Annotated in this window: 15 protein-coding genes; 7 read left to right on the top strand and 8 right to left on the bottom strand. The window is 62.4% G+C overall.

Annotated elements, in window-relative coordinates:
• The first annotated feature begins 84 nt into the window (after nucleotides 1-84).
• Both yejK and AC3ISR_RS05285 read left to right on the top strand, forming a co-directional pair.
• Nucleotides 85-1089 (top strand): nucleoid-associated protein YejK, encoded by a 1005-nt coding sequence (yejK, locus tag AC3ISR_RS05290; RefSeq protein ID WP_003171997.1) that lies wholly within the window; start codon nucleotides 85-87, stop codon nucleotides 1087-1089.
• Entirely contained in the window at nucleotides 1089-1439 is a 351-nt protein-coding gene (locus tag AC3ISR_RS05285) for a glutaredoxin family protein (RefSeq protein WP_463983282.1), read from the top strand. The genes yejK and AC3ISR_RS05285 overlap by 1 nt, the downstream gene beginning before the upstream one ends.
• Here AC3ISR_RS05285 and AC3ISR_RS05280 read toward each other — a convergent pair whose 3' ends face one another.
• The 5 genes from AC3ISR_RS05280 to AC3ISR_RS05260 are packed head-to-tail and all read right to left on the bottom strand — an operon-like array spanning nucleotide 1440 to nucleotide 5202.
• Entirely contained in the window at nucleotides 1440-2417 is a 978-nt protein-coding gene (locus tag AC3ISR_RS05280) for a FecR family protein (protein ID WP_463983281.1), read from the bottom strand.
• Nucleotides 2414-2992: an RNA polymerase sigma factor gene (locus tag AC3ISR_RS05275; protein WP_192297461.1), complete on the bottom strand. Its 579-nt coding sequence runs from the start codon at nucleotides 2990-2992 to the stop codon at nucleotides 2414-2416. Before AC3ISR_RS05275 ends, AC3ISR_RS05280 begins: the two co-directional genes overlap by 4 nt.
• Nucleotides 2993-3001: 9 nt before the next feature.
• Nucleotides 3002-3328: a DUF3325 domain-containing protein gene (locus tag AC3ISR_RS05270; protein WP_463983280.1), complete on the bottom strand. Its 327-nt coding sequence runs from the start codon at nucleotides 3326-3328 to the stop codon at nucleotides 3002-3004.
• Nucleotides 3329-4903, bottom strand: coding sequence for a PepSY-associated TM helix domain-containing protein (locus AC3ISR_RS05265; protein ID WP_463983279.1), 1575 nt, complete (start codon nucleotides 4901-4903; stop codon nucleotides 3329-3331).
• Nucleotides 4900-5202, bottom strand: coding sequence for a DUF3649 domain-containing protein (locus AC3ISR_RS05260; protein WP_463983278.1), 303 nt, complete (start codon nucleotides 5200-5202; stop codon nucleotides 4900-4902). Before AC3ISR_RS05260 ends, AC3ISR_RS05265 begins: the two co-directional genes overlap by 4 nt.
• Before the next feature lie 184 nt (nucleotides 5203-5386).
• Between AC3ISR_RS05260 and AC3ISR_RS05255 the strand changes: the two genes are divergently transcribed.
• The 3 genes from AC3ISR_RS05255 (at nucleotide 5387) to fecA (ending at nucleotide 9241) form a co-directional block, all read left to right on the top strand.
• Entirely contained in the window at nucleotides 5387-5875 is a 489-nt protein-coding gene (locus AC3ISR_RS05255; RefSeq protein ID WP_463983277.1) for a sigma-70 family RNA polymerase sigma factor, read from the top strand.
• Nucleotides 5872-6813 (top strand): FecR domain-containing protein, encoded by a 942-nt coding sequence (locus AC3ISR_RS05250; RefSeq protein WP_192297471.1) that lies wholly within the window; start codon nucleotides 5872-5874, stop codon nucleotides 6811-6813. The genes AC3ISR_RS05255 and AC3ISR_RS05250 overlap by 4 nt, the downstream gene beginning before the upstream one ends.
• Nucleotides 6814-6904: 91 nt before the next feature.
• Nucleotides 6905-9241: a TonB-dependent Fe(3+) dicitrate receptor FecA gene (fecA, locus tag AC3ISR_RS05245; RefSeq protein ID WP_489324586.1), complete on the top strand. Its 2337-nt coding sequence runs from the start codon at nucleotides 6905-6907 to the stop codon at nucleotides 9239-9241.
• An 11-nt stretch (nucleotides 9242-9252) separates the two neighbouring features.
• On the opposite strand, the gene AC3ISR_RS05240 is transcribed toward fecA, so the two are convergent.
• Nucleotides 9253-10125, bottom strand: coding sequence for a LysR family transcriptional regulator (locus AC3ISR_RS05240; RefSeq protein WP_463983276.1), 873 nt, complete (start codon nucleotides 10123-10125; stop codon nucleotides 9253-9255).
• 106 nt (nucleotides 10126-10231) lie between these two features.
• Between AC3ISR_RS05240 and AC3ISR_RS05235 the strand changes: the two genes are divergently transcribed.
• On the top strand, nucleotides 10232-11743 hold the full coding sequence (locus AC3ISR_RS05235) for an MFS transporter (RefSeq protein ID WP_489324585.1): 1512 nt from the start codon (nucleotides 10232-10234) through the stop codon (nucleotides 11741-11743).
• 61 nt (nucleotides 11744-11804) lie between these two features.
• Here the strand turns inward: AC3ISR_RS05235 and AC3ISR_RS05230 are convergent, their stop codons facing one another.
• Together AC3ISR_RS05230 and AC3ISR_RS05225 are read right to left on the bottom strand one after the other, a co-directional pair.
• On the bottom strand, nucleotides 11805-12215 hold the full coding sequence (locus tag AC3ISR_RS05230) for an HPF/RaiA family ribosome-associated protein (RefSeq protein WP_489324584.1): 411 nt from the start codon (nucleotides 12213-12215) through the stop codon (nucleotides 11805-11807).
• Nucleotides 12216-12427: 212 nt separating this feature from the next.
• Nucleotides 12428-13375, bottom strand: coding sequence for a LysR substrate-binding domain-containing protein (locus tag AC3ISR_RS05225; RefSeq protein ID WP_192297479.1), 948 nt, complete (start codon nucleotides 13373-13375; stop codon nucleotides 12428-12430).
• 136 nt (nucleotides 13376-13511) lie between these two features.
• On the opposite strand from AC3ISR_RS05225, the gene AC3ISR_RS05220 reads away from it, so the two are divergent.
• Entirely contained in the window at nucleotides 13512-14888 is a 1377-nt protein-coding gene (locus AC3ISR_RS05220) for an L-serine ammonia-lyase (protein WP_226457426.1), read from the top strand.
• Nucleotides 14889-14942: the final 54 nt, after the last annotated feature.

The raw sequence follows: 14942 nt of genomic DNA, 5'->3' as shown, positions 1-14942 counted from the left end.
AAGCGCGTCTTGACCAATGGGTGCGGTACACTGGGCGACTTTTCGGGGAGGCCAACCGCTCCCCTTCAACCAGCCGAGAAGCCCATGCCGATCCGTCATTGCATCGTCCACCTGATCGACAAAAAACCCGACGGCACGCCCGCAGTTCTCCACGCCCGCGATTCGGAGCTGTCCGAATCGGCCGCCATCGAGAACATGCTTGCCGACCTCAACGAGAGCTATAACGCCAAACAAGGCAAGGCCTGGGGTTTCTTCCATGCCGAGTCCGGCGCGCACCCGTTCAGTGGCTGGTTGAAGGAGTATTTCGACGGTGGCCAGGATTTCACCACCTTTAGCCGCACCGCCGTCGAGCACCTGCAAAAGCTGATGGAAGAGTCCAACCTCTCCACTGGCGGCCACGTGCTGTTTGCCCACTACCAACAAGGCATGACCGATTACCTGGCCATCGCCCTGCTGCACCACAGCGAAGGCGTGGCGGTGACCGACGAGCTGGACGTGACCCCGTCGCGTCACCTGGACCTAGGCCAGTTGCACCTGGCGGCGCGTATCAACGTTTCCGAGTGGCAGAACAACAAGCAGTCCAAGCAGTACATCTCGTTTATCAAGGGCAAGAACGGCAAGAAGGTCTCGGAGTACTTCCGCGACTTTATCGGCTGCCAGGAAGGCGTCGACGGCCCGGGCGAAACCCGCACCCTGCTCAAGGCATTCAGTGACTTCGTCGAAAGCGAAGACCTGCCGGACGAATCCGCCCGCGAAAAAACCAAGACCCTGGTGGACTACGCCAGCAGCCAGGCCAAGCTCGGCGAGCCGATGGGCCTGGAAGAACTCTCGGGCTTGATCGATGAAGATCGGCCTAAGGCGTTCTACGACCATATCCGTAACAAGGACTATGGCCTGTCGCCGGAAATTCCGGCGGATAAGCGCACCCTCAACCAGTTCCGCCGCTTTACCGGCCGCGCCGAAGGCTTGTCGATCAGTTTTGAAGCGCACTTGCTGGGCGACAAGATCGAGTACGACGAGGCGGCTGGCACGCTGATCATCAAGGGTTTGCCGACCCAACTGACCGACCAGCTCAAGCGCCGCAACTGATGCTCGGCGGGGTGTTCAAGAAAGTCCTGCTGGTATTGCTGGTGGTGGTGGTGTTCCAGAACTGGGGCAAGATCGAGCGGGTGTTCAATCCGTCCCAGGTCGCGCCGGAACAAACCCGGGCCTCGGCGCAGGTGGTGCTCTATTCCACCGAATGGTGCGGCTACTGCAAGCAGATCCGCCGCTTCCTGGACCAGAAAGGCCTGCCCTACCAGGCGTTCGACATCGAAAAAGACGCCCAGGCGCGCAAGGCCTACGAGGCGCTGGGCGGCGGTGGGATTCCGTTTGTAGACGTCAACGGCACGCTGATCCGTGAGTTCAGCCCGGAGAAGATCATGGCGGCGCTGAAATAATCAGCGCACCACGATCACGCGACCCAGCAGGTTGTGCTGCTCGAACCCGAGCACGGCCTGCAACGCATTCAACACCGCCTGCGGATCCTTGCTCGGGAAACTGCCGCTGACGCGCTTGCTGCCCATCTCATCGTTGAGCAACAGGATACGGCCCGGGTAGTAGCGCTCCAGATCCTTGACAACATCGGCCAGCGGCGCCTTGTAGTAGTTGAGCCAGCCGTCGCGCCAGGCCAGGCGCGATTCGCTGTCCACCGGGTGCGTGGCATCGGCCACACCTTGCGTGTAGGCCACTTGCTGGCCGGCTGTAAGGACTTGCTGTTGGCCGTGCCTGGACGGCGTCACCCCTACCCGCCCCGACAACACCGTCACCTGCGCCCCCGTCGGTTGCAGGCGCACTTCGAATTGCGTACCGAGCACCCGCGCTTCACCGCTGCCTGCCTCCACCACAAAGGACTCGCCAGTGTGGGTCACGCTGAAAAAACCCGCGCCACGACGCAACTGGATGTGCCGTTCGCCATGGCTGAAATCCACGGCAATCGCGCTGTCGGCATCGAGAGTGACTTGGGATTTATCCGCCAGGGTGACGGTTTTGACTTCGCCTGGCGCCGTCACATAGTCGGCGCCAAAGTCATCGACCCAGCGCGACGGCTGCCAGCCTGCGCCCATGGACACCGTCAGCAGCAGGCACGCGGCCATCGCCAACGCGCCGGCCCCGCGTACAACCCGCGAGCGCTTCGAGGTGTGCATCGCCTTGAGGTAACCCTGCAAGGCCAATGCATCCTCGTCCGCCAATTTTCGCGCAGGCACTTCACTCAATTCCCACAGTACCTGGGCCTGGGAGTAAGCCTCGATGTGGGCCGGATCGGCACGCAACCATTGGCTGAACGTGGCCTGGTCGCCGCTGCTCGGCTGGTCGTGCAGCAGGCTCAGCCAGGCCAGCGCGGCGTGTTCCTGGTCGGGCGTGGGGGTGCGGTTCACGGTGCTGTCCCTGGCGTGCGTGGGGGTGATGGCTCGCGAAGGCTGGCTTTGCAGGCTTCGAGGGCACGCATCATATGTTTTTCCACGGCACTTTGGGACAGACCCATGGCCTTGGCGATTTCCGCGTACTTGCGGCCATGAATGCGGTTGAGCAGGAAAATCTGCCGCGTGCGCTCCGGCAAGCTGCGCAGGGCGGCTTCGACATGGCGCAGATCATTGCCCGCCTCCAAGGCCGCTTGGGGTTCGCAACCCTGATTATCCTGTTGCTCGGGCAGCCAGCCTTCGCTGCTGCGCACCCGCGCGCTTTCGCTGCGCAGGTGGTCAATGGCGATGTTGCCAGCGCAGCGCAGCAGGTAGGTGCTGAGTTCCTCGACCTGCACCAACGGGCGGCGCCAGAAGCGTAGGAATAAATCCTGCACCAGGTCGGCAGCCGTGGCACGGCAACCGACACGTCGACTGACCAAAGCTTCCATCTGTGAACGCTGCGAGAGAAACACCTGCAGGAAATGCGCACGCCCGCCTGCTGATTCAGCGCGCTGGCTGTCTTGGGACTCCGGTGGGGTGCTGATCATCATGGGCGTGGCTCAGAGGATGGCCAAGGCCGCGACGGGGCTGGCCAGCAGGCCGACGCCCGCCAGGATCAAGGCCAACCGTGGCCGATACGGCAACAACAGCACCAGCAACAGCGCACTGAGCATCAACACCGCGCACCACTCCACCAGGCCCCGGCTCCAACCACCGAGCGCCACGGCCGGCCAGATCGACAGTGCCAGCAGCAACCAGCCCGCCGCCCGCAACCCCACGCGCCGTTGGGGCGACGGCTTGCTGTGCAGCAATTCGCCATGGTGACGGTCGGTGGACAGGCACAGCGCGGTGAACCCGGCGTAGCACATCAAGAGAGCGAGCAGCATTCAGTTCGCCTCCTGCTTGAGGGTCAACGAACGCGCCCGCCCGGCCCTGGTCTGGGACGCAGCACGGTGCTGCATCTTCCACGCGGCCCAGGCGAGGAATACGCCGCTGGCCAGGCACGTCAGGTCGAAACCGGCCATGGCCCAATCACCCGTCGCCAGCGACACGCCCAGGTGGTGCGAAGTGGTCAGCGCATTGAGCAGCGGGATCGCGACAAACAGCAGCGCGCCGACACTCAGTTGTTCAACCCAGCCCTGGCGGCCACGGCGCAGGACCGCGTGCAGCAGGCTCACACCCCAGGCCATGAAGAAGGTCTGTACTTCCCAGGCAGAGCGCTCGGCAAAGCCCACCGGCAGCAGGCGGTTGGCCCAGAAGAACGCCGCAATGGCGATCATCAATCCGGACATGCTGGCGATGTTGAGCACCTCCACCAGGCGCAGTTCAAACGGCATCACGCCGCTCTTGGCGTGCTTGAGCTGGCGCTTGCCCAGCCAGATCACCAGCCCGGTGCCGATCATCGCCGTGCCCGCCAGCCCACAGATAAAGTACAACCAACGCAACACCGGCCCGGCGAACTGGCCCATGTGCAGGCCGTAGAAACTGCCGCCGATGATCGCCGGCAGCGATTGCCCGGCACTGGTGCGCAGCAGTTCGCCGCTGGTGCCGCTGAACGACACGATGCTGTCGAACTCATGCACCACGTTGTCGGAACTGGCCCGAAACACATTGACCGAAGCGTTCACGTCGCTGGGGTTGTTCACCCCCAGACGCCCCACATGGCCACCGTCCCATTGCGCCCGCGCCTGTTCGTACATCGGCAACAGCGGCAGCAATTTGCCCGGTTGCCCCTGCGCCGGCGCGTTGTTGGTGGCGGGGAACACGTCGTTGAAAAAGGCGCGGGTATCGCCCGCATAGGAGGCAAGGATCGGCGCCGGCATCACCATGCTCATGAAAATCACCAGGCTGCTGTAGGTGATCATCAGGTGGAACGGCAGCACCAGCACACCGACCGCGTTATGCCCGTCGAGCCAGGAACGCTGGCCTTTGCGCGGGCGGAAGGTGAAGAAGTCCTTGAAGATTTTCTTGTGGGTGATGATCCCGGTGATCAGCGCGACAAACATCACCATCGCAGCGATGGTGGACAGCCAGCGGCCCCAGGGATGGGGCATTTGCAGCTGGAAATGGAAACGATAGAAGAACTCGCCGCCCATGCTTTCGCGGGCCTGCACATCTTGGCCGGTAACCGGGTCGAGGGTTTTCTGGATGAAATTGCCGCGACGGCCAGGGTCGAGTTTGTCTTGCCACATCACCGTCAAGGCGGGGTCGCGGTCATCCGGCAGGTTGATAAACCAGCGCGCGGCCGTTGGCGCCACCTGCTGCAAATAGGTTTGCGCGACGCCCAGGCTGCGCGCGCTGTCCAGTGGATAAGCCTGCACTTCGGGCTGCATCCAGTGGCTGATCTCGTCCTTGAAATACGACAAGGTGCCCGTCAGGAAAATCGCAAACAGCAGCCAGCCAAAGATCAGCCCGCTCCAGGTGTGCAACCAGGCCATGGCCTGGCGAAAGCCCTCTTTCATGTACGCGCCATCCACAACCCCACACCCGCCAGAGTGGCAAACGCCGCACTCGGCAACATCACGCCAAACCAGGCGCGCCAGGCCGTGCGGCATGCAAAGCACCAGAGCACCGCCAGCAGATAGAACACAAACGAACTCATCATCCCGGTGATCACCGCGTCGGCGCGGGACGTGGGCATCCACAGCGCCAGGCAGATGGCGGCCAGGGAGGCCATCAGGTAGCCGCCGACGACAGCCGCAAGCACCCGCGATGTGACGGCCAGACGGTAGGGTAGCGCAAGTGAGGTTTTGCTTTTCATGCGGGAGACGCCAGGTTCATCAGTGCGCAATATTAATGATAAATATTCTCATAAGCAAAAAAGAACGGATGAAACGCCGGTACTGGCGGATTGCCGAACCGTAGCGGCCCACCTACAATGCGAACAATTCTTGTTCTCTAAAGCATGCCGAATGCCCGCATGCTCGTAGCGAAGGGTGATCGCGTTGCAGCCGTCCAACACCGTCGAAGTTTTGTACACCGACCATCACCACTGGCTCACCGGCTGGTTGCGACGCAAGCTCGGCTGCCCGGAAAGTGCCGCCGACCTGGCGCAAGACACCTTCATCCGCGTGCTCTGCGCCCGTGAAACGCCAACATTGATCGAACCCCGCGCCTTCCTCACCACCGTGGCCAAGCGCGTGCTGTGCAATTTCTACCGCCGCCAGGACCTGGAGCGCGCCTACCTCGACGCCCTGGCCCAGTTGCCGGAACACGTGGCACCGTCGGAAGAAGAACGCGCAATCATCCTGCAAACCCTGGTCGAGCTGGACCAGTTGCTCGACGGTTTGCCCACGCCAGTCAAACGCGCCTTCCTGCTGGCCCAACTCGATGGCCTGACCTACGCGCAAATCGGCGCAGAGCTGGGCATCTCCATCGCCACCGTCAAACGCCACCTGAATAAAGCCGCCATGCGCTGCTACTTTGCCCTATGAATTTCTCGACCCAAGTTGCCGAACAGGCCGTGCATTGGCTGATGGAAATGCAGCAAGGCGCCCTCAACCCGCGCCAACAAGCGGCCTGGCAGCAATGGCTGAATGCCCACAGTGAACACCAGCGCGCCTGGGACCATATGCAACGCGTCAACCAGCGCCTGCGTGGCATGCCATCGCCCCTGGCCCATGCGGCGTTGAACGCGCCAACCTCCACCAGCCGCCGCCAGGCCCTCAAGCTGCTGCTGATCCTCGGCGCTGGTTCGGCCGCCGCCTGGAGCCTGCGCCAGCAACATATCCTGCCGCCGCTCACGGCCGACTACCGCAGCCCCGTCGGTCAACGGCGCAAGGTGCAACTGGCCGACGGCAGCCAGTTGCAGCTCAATACCGGCAGCGCGGTGGATGTGCATTTCGATGGCCAGCAGCGGCTGATCCGCCTGCTCGAAGGCGAGATCCTGCTGACCGGCGCCAAAGGCAACAGACCGCTCAACGTGCTGACCGGCCAGGGCCTGCTCAGCAGCCAGGCGGCGCGCCTGAATGTGCGCCAGTTCAACGACCACACCCAACTGGCGGTCCTCGACGGCCACGTCGACGTGATGCCCAATACCTACAGCGGCCTGCCGTTGACGGTCGACACCGCGCACCAGGTCAACTTCACCCGCAAAGGCTGGGACACCCCGCGTGCCACCGACGCCAACAGCGGCGCGTGGGCCGATGGCATGCTGGTGGCAGCCCACATGCGCCTGGAAGATTTCCTCGGCGAACTCAGCCGTTATCGCCGTGGCCAACTCAATTGCGCCCCCCAGGTCGCCAACCTGCTGATCTCCGGCAGCTACCCGCTGGACGACAGTGAACGCATTCTCGACCTGTTGACCGTCAGCCTGCCGGTCAAGGTGCGGCGCTTTACCCGCTACTGGGTGACCGTCGAGGCGCGAGCCTGAAATTATCTGCAATTGTTGTGAGCCGTTTTCCACACCTGGCGTGACAGAGAAGGAAAGCCACCTTGATCCTTCCTTCTCAGGACCGCACTTCATGCCCCAGCAACCGACGCTTCTTGCCCGCACCTTGGGCCAACTCCTACTCGGCGCCAGCCTGAGCCTGACCGTACTGCCTGCTGCAATGGCCGCCGACGCCAAGCCCTACCACATCGCACCAACGTCGCTGGAGGCCGCGTTGAATCAATTCGGTCGCGAGGCCGGCGTGCTGATTTCCTTCGGCTCCGAGGTCACGGCCGGCATGCAGAGCCGTGGTTTGAGCGGCAACTACAGCGCCGCCGATGGCCTGCAAAAACTGCTCGAAGGCACCGGCCTGCAAGCCCGCGCCGAGGGCGACAATGCCTACAGCCTGCAGTCGGCCAGTGCACCGGCAACCCTCGAACTGGGCACCTCCAGCGTGGTCGGCGACTGGCTCGGCGATGCGGCGCAAACCAATGTCTTCGAACATCCCGGCGCCCGTGACGTGATCCGCCGCGATGAATTCGAACGCCAGGGCGCCACCCAGGCCCGCGATGTGCTCAACCGCATCCCCGGCGTCAACGCCCCGCAAAACAATGGCACCGGCAGCCACGACATGGCGCTGAACTTCGGCATTCGCGGCCTCAACCCGCGCCTGGCGTCGCGCTCCACGGTGCTGATGGACGGCATCCCGGTGCCCTTCGCACCGTATGGCCAACCGCAACTGTCATTCGCGCCGATCAGCATGGGCAACATGGACGCGGTGGACGTGGTCCGCGGCGGCGGCGCCGTGCGCTACGGCCCGCAGAACGTCGGCGGGGTGGTCAACTTTGTGACCCGCGCAATCCCGGACACACCGACTGTCAAAGGCGGTTTCCAGACCGAAACCAGCCCGTCTTCGAGCCATGACGGTTTCAAGACCACCGCCAACCTGCTGGCCGGCGGCACCGCCGACAACGGCCTGGGCGGCGCGCTCCTGTACTCCGGCACCCGTGGCGGCGACTGGCGTGAAAACAGCAACACGCACATCGATGACCTGATCCTCAAGGGCAAATACCAGCTCGACGAGGCCAACAGCTTCAACGCCATGGCGCAGTACTACGAAGGCCAGGCGGATATGCCCGGTGGCTTGAACGTCAAGGACTACAAGGCCGACCCGTATCAGTCGACCCGTCCCTACGACAAATTCTGGGGGCGCCGTACGATGTTCAACGCCGGTTACCGCTACCAGGAAGACCGCCGCGAATTCACCGTGAACACCTTCTTCACCACCACCCTGCGCAACGGCTACCTGGACCAGACCCGCTTCCTGTCCCTGTCGCCCCGAGAATACTGGGTGCGCGGCCTGGAAACCCGCTTCGCCCAAGGCTTCGACCTCGGCAACACCAGCCACGAAGTCGGCGTGGGCTATCGCTATATCAACGAAGCCGGCCACGAGATGCGCTACACCACGCCGATTGCGGCCAACCAGCAAATTCCGACCACCAGCAGCAAGAACGACCGCGACACCCGTGGCAGTACCGAAGCCAACGCGTTCTTCATCGACGACCGGATTGATATTGGCAAGTGGACCATCACCCCGGGCGTGCGCTACGAAATGATCAAATCCCGGCAGGTCGACCACATCAACAACCTCGACAACAAAGGCAGCTACAACACCGCGCTGCCAGCGTTGAACGTGCTCTATCACCTGACCGACAGCTGGAACCTCTACGCCAACACCGAAGGCTCGTTCGGCAGCGTGCAGTACAGCCAGATGGCCAAGCGCGTGCCCAAAGGCGAAGTCAAACCGGAAAAAGCCCGCACCTGGGAAATCGGCACGCGCTACGACGACGGTACCTTGCGTGCGGAACTCGGCGCGTTCCTGATCAACTTCGACAACCAGTACGAAAGCAACCAGACCGATGACTCGGTGATTGCACGCGGCGAAACCCGCCACCAGGGCATCGAATCCAGCATCAACTATGCCCTCGACGGTCTGAGCCCGGCGCTGGCCGGTTTTGATGTGTACGCCAGCTACGCCTACGTCGACGCGACCATCCGCGAAGACGGCCCGAACAAAGGCAACCGCGTACCCTTCTCGTCCAAGCATAAAGGCACCCTGGGCGTGGGTTACACCGAAGGTCGCTGGAAACTCAATGTGGACAGCAGCTACCAGAGCAGCCAGTTCGCCGACAACGCCAATACCGAGCAGGAAAATGCTGAAGGCAATACCGGACGTATCCCTGGCTACATGCTGTTCAGCAGCCGTGCCGCGTACGACTTTGGCCCGCAACTGTCAGACTTGAACGTCGCGGTCGGTGTGAAAAACATCTTCAACAAGCAGTATTTCACCCGCTCGTTCGACGACAACAACAAGGGCAAGTACGTCGGTGAACCGCGCACGGTGTACGTGCAGACTTCCATCGCATTCTAACCCTCGCCACTTTAACTGCCCGCCAGGCAGCTCGGCGTCGCCGCGACCAGCGCGTCGATGGCGCACCGGGTCTTGGCCGGCATATGCGGTGCGGTCGGCCAAATCACGTGGATCGGCGAAGGCTGTTCACGGTAGCCCGGCAACACCGCCTCCAGCCTCCCGCGCAGTACGTAATGCGCGATCAACCAACTCGGCAACCAGGCCAGGCCAACGCCCGCGATGGCGGCATCGGCCACGGCCTGGAGGTCGTCCAGCACCAGCGGCGAAACCACTCTCGAACGATGCGGGGTGTTGGTTCTGTAGGCGATGCCGCGATGGCCTGCCAGATCATCGATAGATTCAATTCGTCCTGCGCGCTGCAGGTAAGCCGGTGACGCCGCCAGGCCCACCGATTGTTCGCCCAGCCGGCGCGCACTCAGGCGGTCGGTGTCGGGCAGCGGGCCGATCCGCACGGCAAGGTCAAAGCCTTCCTGCACCAGATCGATCATGCGGTCGGCAAAACTGATCTCAATCTCCAACTCCGGGTAAACATCCATCAGCCCCCACAACGCAGGCGCCGCATAGTGATGCCCGAACGCCAGTGGCACGCTTGCCCTCAAGCGTCCGCGCGGCTGCTGGCGCCCGCTTTCCAGCACCGATTCGGCCGCCTCCAGTTCCGCCACTGCGCGTAGGCAATGCTCGTAGTACGCCTGCCCATCCTCGGTCAGATGCTGACGCCGGGTAGAACGCTGCAGCAAGCGTGTGCCCAAGCGGGCTTCCAGCCGCGCCAGACCTTTGCCGACGGCCGAGCGCGTGAGGTTCAGGCGTTCGGCCGCCTCGGTCAGGTTGCCGCTTTCCACCACTTGCAGAAAGAGCTCAACGCCATCAAAACGTGGAGTAGACATGCTTGAATTGTCGCTCTTGATTCCCGTATTGACGGAAAACTTATCACGAATAAAGAACTGTATTCCCCTGAAAATAGCGTCACGTCACCCTTCCCAGGAGAATTCCATGCCCGCCGCCACGTTATCGGCCACCCAACCAACCCATACCGCCAGGAACGGCCTGGCTTTAACCGCCGTCTGCCTGGTGGCCCTGATGTTCGGCCTGGAGATTTCCAGCGTACCGATCATCCTGCCCACCCTCGAACAACAATTGGGCACCGGCTTCCAGGACGCCCAATGGATCATGAACGCCTACACCCTGGCCTGCACCAGCGTGTTGATGGCAGCCGGTACCCTGGCCGATCGCTTTGGTCGGCGGCGCATGTTGGTGCTGTGCCTGTGGCTGTTTGGCCTGGCCTCGCTGGCGTGTGGCCTGGCTGACGACGCCTCCACGCTGATCGCGGCACGTTTCGTACAGGGTGTGGGCGCTGGGGCGATGATGATCTGTCAGTTCGCGATTCTGTCGCACCAGTTCCGCGAACCGGCGGCGCGGGCACGGGCCTTTGCGGTATGGGGCGTGATCGCGGGTGTGGGGTTGGGCTTCGGGCCGATGGTCGGGGCGCTGATCCTGGCGGTGGCGGACTGGCGCTGGGTGTTTCTCGTACACGTGCCGCTGACCTTGCTGACGCTGGGATTGCTGCACATCAGCGTGCAAGAATCCCGCGACCCGGCCGGAAACCGCCTCGATATCGCCGGCATGTTGACCCTGACGCTGTCGGTGTTTTCGCTGGTGTACTTCATCACCCAAGGCAGCGAATACGGTTTCGGCACACCGGCCATGCTCGGTTGGGCGGGCTTGGCGTTGGTCGGCCTGATGCTGTTCATATTTATCGAGAGGCGCAGCGCCCACCCGATGTTTGATTTCTCGGTGTTTCGCATCCGCCGCTTCAACGGTGCGCTGATGGGTTCCATCGGCATGAACTTCAGCTTCTGGCCGTTCATGATTTACCTGCCGCTCTACTTCCAGGCTGGCCTGGGCTACGACACCCTGACCACCGGCGGCGCCCTGCTCGCCTACACCTTGCCGACCTTGCTGGTGCCGCCACTGGCCGAACGCCTGGCCCTGCGCTACGGCGCCGAACGCATCATCCCCCTGGGGCTGGGCCTGATGGGCGTAGGCTTCTTGAGCATGGCCGCCGTCAACCTTGCCGCACGACCAAGCGTCGTGCTGGTGCTGATCAGTTGCGTGATGGCCGGCGTGGGCCTGGCGCTGACCAACTCGCCGACCACCAACACCACCACCGGCTCCGTGTCGGCAGACCGCGCGGGAATGGCCTCGGGCATCGACCTCAGTGCGCGGTTGATTACCCTGGCGCTCAACATTGCGTTGATGGGGTTGGTGTTGCTACTGGGGATCAGCGATCAACTGGCCGCACTCTTGCCCGCCAGTACGCTGACGCAGTGGCCGGCCATCAGCCAGAATATTGCAGCGGGCAAGCTCACCGCCTCAAGCGTACTTGCGGCCACCGACGCCCAGGCGGCGCTGCGTCACGGCGCTGGCTGGGCGATGCTCTTCGCGGGGGCGGGCGCCGCCGGGCTGGCAGTGTTGAGCCGGTATTTTTTCCGACGTCTGGGGTAAACGAAAACGGGCCTGCATTTGCAGGCCCGTTTTATGGGGGGGATGAAAGAACTGTCAGCTATCAGCTGTTAAATACGGCACGTTCTTTTTCCAGAAACTCCTGTTCAAGCTCATCTTCATTGACTTTGGTATCCGACAAATTTTTACCGGCAGCGCGTGGCTTGCCTTGCAGTCGGCCAAACAGATGTTCCAACGCGTGGTCCAGCTTGGTCGCCGCACCTTCGATCGCCTGTTCCAGGGTATCGGCCTTGTGCAGTACCGAGAGCGGCTGATGACCCTTTGGCCGTGCTTCCAGACGGCAGCTCAAATCATGGGGACCGGGCTTGTCGCCGTTCTCATCGCGCAGGTAGACCTCAACGCGGGTCAGGTCTTCTTCGTATCGTTCGAGCGTGCTCTCAATGGTAGTACGTACCCACTCCTCCAGTCGGATGCTGCTTTCAATATGGTTATCGCTATTGACTTGGATTTGCATAGTTCTTCCCTTATTTCAGCTAGCTCGCGGGAGGTCACAACTGCAACACCGATGCGGTGAAACCATGACCTCCTGACTACACAATTGAGCAGTCAGCGAAACAATTCAACCCCTTTGCAAAGATAAATCCCACATTACAAATTAACCCTGACTACAAGCAAAAACGCTGTTAGGGTGGGGAGTTAGTTACAACTTATTCCACCCTGCGCCCCTCACAATTGCCCCTCGCCCAACGGGTGCAATCCGCGAAAAATCCCTGCCTCCTCCACCAGCCAGTCATGCACCGCCCGCACGCCCGGATGGTTCAGCGCGCCCGGCGCATACAGCAGCACGTAACGTTTGTGGTTGGGCACCGCCAGGCCGAACGGCACGATCAAGGTGCCGCGTTCCAGCTCATCGTTGAGCAAGGTGCGACGTGCGATGGCCACGCCCATGCCGGCGATGGCGGCTTCGATGGTCAGGTGGTTGCGGTTGAACGTGTGGCCGCGGCGCACATCGGCTTCGTGATAACCGATGGCATTCAGGTAAAACTCCCACTCGGCGTATTCATAACTCCCACGCCAGGCGGTGATGTCGTGCAGCAGCGGGAAATGCACCAGGTCGGCCGGGCCATGCAACGGCGGACGCCCGCGCAGCAGGCTTGGCGCGCACACCGGGAAAATCTGCTCATCCAGCAGGGCTGTGGATAACAGGCCGGGGTAGCTGCCGTCGTTCAGGTCGATAGCCAGGTCGAAGTCGCCCTCATGCAAGGCGATGCTGCTGTCTTCGGCGACCATGCGTAGCTGAATGTCCGGGAACCGTTGCTGCAAGCGCGGCAGACGCGGGGTCAGCCATTTGCCCAGGAACGACGGGATCGACCGCAGGCGCAAAGTGCCGCTGATCATTCCTGCGTCCAGCCGCTGCAATTCCGCATCGATGCTGCCGTAGGCCTCCCCCACCGTCGCCGCCAGCCGTTGCCCCTCGGCGCTGAGCTCTACCCCGCGTGCACGGCGATGGAACAGCCGAAACCCCAAACGCTCCTCCAGCTGGCGAATCTGCTGGCTCACCGCCCCCGGTGTGATGTGCAGTTCTTCGGCGCAACGGGTGAACGACAAGTGTCGTGCCGCGCAGGAAAACACGTGTAGCCAGACATAAGTCTGGCCATGGAGAGGACGGGTCATAGGGTTTAGTCCTGCTAAAGGGTGTCTTAGGATAATTCGTTGGTCAGTGCCGATCCAGAGGCTCAGTATCGCGCCAACTCCGCTCGGCCGACAAAAAATGGCAGCGATTATCTTCCATTGCTTGTAAGGCTTTAGCATGGCTATCAGTGTTTTTGATCTATTCAAGGTGGGCATCGGCCCGTCCAGCTCCCACACCGTTGGTCCGATGCGTGCGGCGGCGACCTTCGCCCAGGCACTGCTCGACCACCATCTGCTGAGCGACACCCGCCGCGTCGAAGTGCGCCTGTACGGCTCACTGTCCGCCACAGGTATCGGCCATGCCACCGACCGCGCCTGTGTGATGGGCTTGATGGGCGAGTGGCCCGATCGCGTCGATCCCACGTCGATCAATGCACGTATCCAGCACCTGCGCGAGTCCGGTCGACTGCTGCTCGCAGGCCAACAGGAAATTGCCTTCAACTGGCAAAGTGATCTCCTGCTGCTGGACGAAAGCCTGCCCTACCATCCCAACGCCATGTCCCTGCACGCCTATGGCGACAACGGCCTGTTGAGCGAACAAACCTACTACTCGGTGGGCGGCGGTTTCATTATCGAAGCGGCTGAGGCCGAATCGGGCCTTGCGCCGACCAGCGATGTGCAATTGCCCTACGACTTTTCCAGCGCCGTCGAACTGCTGGCGCTGTGCAACAAGCACGGCCTGCGGGTTTCCGAGCTGATGATGGCCAACGAACGCGCATGGCGCAGCGATGAGCAGATCCGCAGCGGCCTGCTGCATATCTGGTCGGTGATGCGCGAATGCGTGGAACAAGGCCTGCGCGATGAAGGCATCTTGCCTGGCGGCCTGGATGTTCCGCGCCGAGCGGCGAAATTGCACCGCAGCCTGTTGGAAATCGGCAAACCGAATGTGATCACGTCGACCTTGTCGGCGATGGAATGGGTCAACCTGTTCGCCCTCGCCGTCAACGAAGAAAACGCCGCCGGCGGGCGCATGGTCACCGCGCCGACCAATGGCGCGGCGGGGATTATCCCGGCGGTGCTGCATTACTACATGAAGTTCAATGCCGATGCGTCCGACGACGACGTGGTGAATTTCTTCCTGGCGGCCGCCGCTGTCGGCATTTTGTGCAAGAAAAACGCCTCGATCTCCGGCGCCGAAGTCGGCTGCCAGGGCGAAGTCGGTTCAGCCTGCGCCATGGCCGCGGCCGGCTTGGCCGATGTCCTCGGCGCCACGCCCGAACAGCTGGAAAACGCTGCCGAGATCGGCCTGGAACACAACCTTGGCCTGACCTGCGACCCCGTCGGCGGGCTGGTCCAAGTGCCGTGCATCGAGCGCAATGCGATTGCCGCCGTCAAGGCGATCAACGCCACGCAGATGGCCCTGCGCGGCGACGGCAAACACTTCATCTCCCTCGACCGGGTGATCCGCACCATGCGCGATACCGGCGCCGATATGCATGACAAATACAAAGAAACTTCACGGGGCGGCCTGGCCGTGAGCTGGGTGGAATGCTGAGGAGCATTCCCTGACCGTCCCAACGTGAGCCCGCGCAAAAATAATAACGAGGCA

Source organism: Pseudomonas sp. GL_117 (assembly GCF_057835125.1).
The sequence above is the reverse complement of the archived record's forward strand: the minus strand, read 5'-3'. Positions and strand labels throughout refer to the sequence as shown.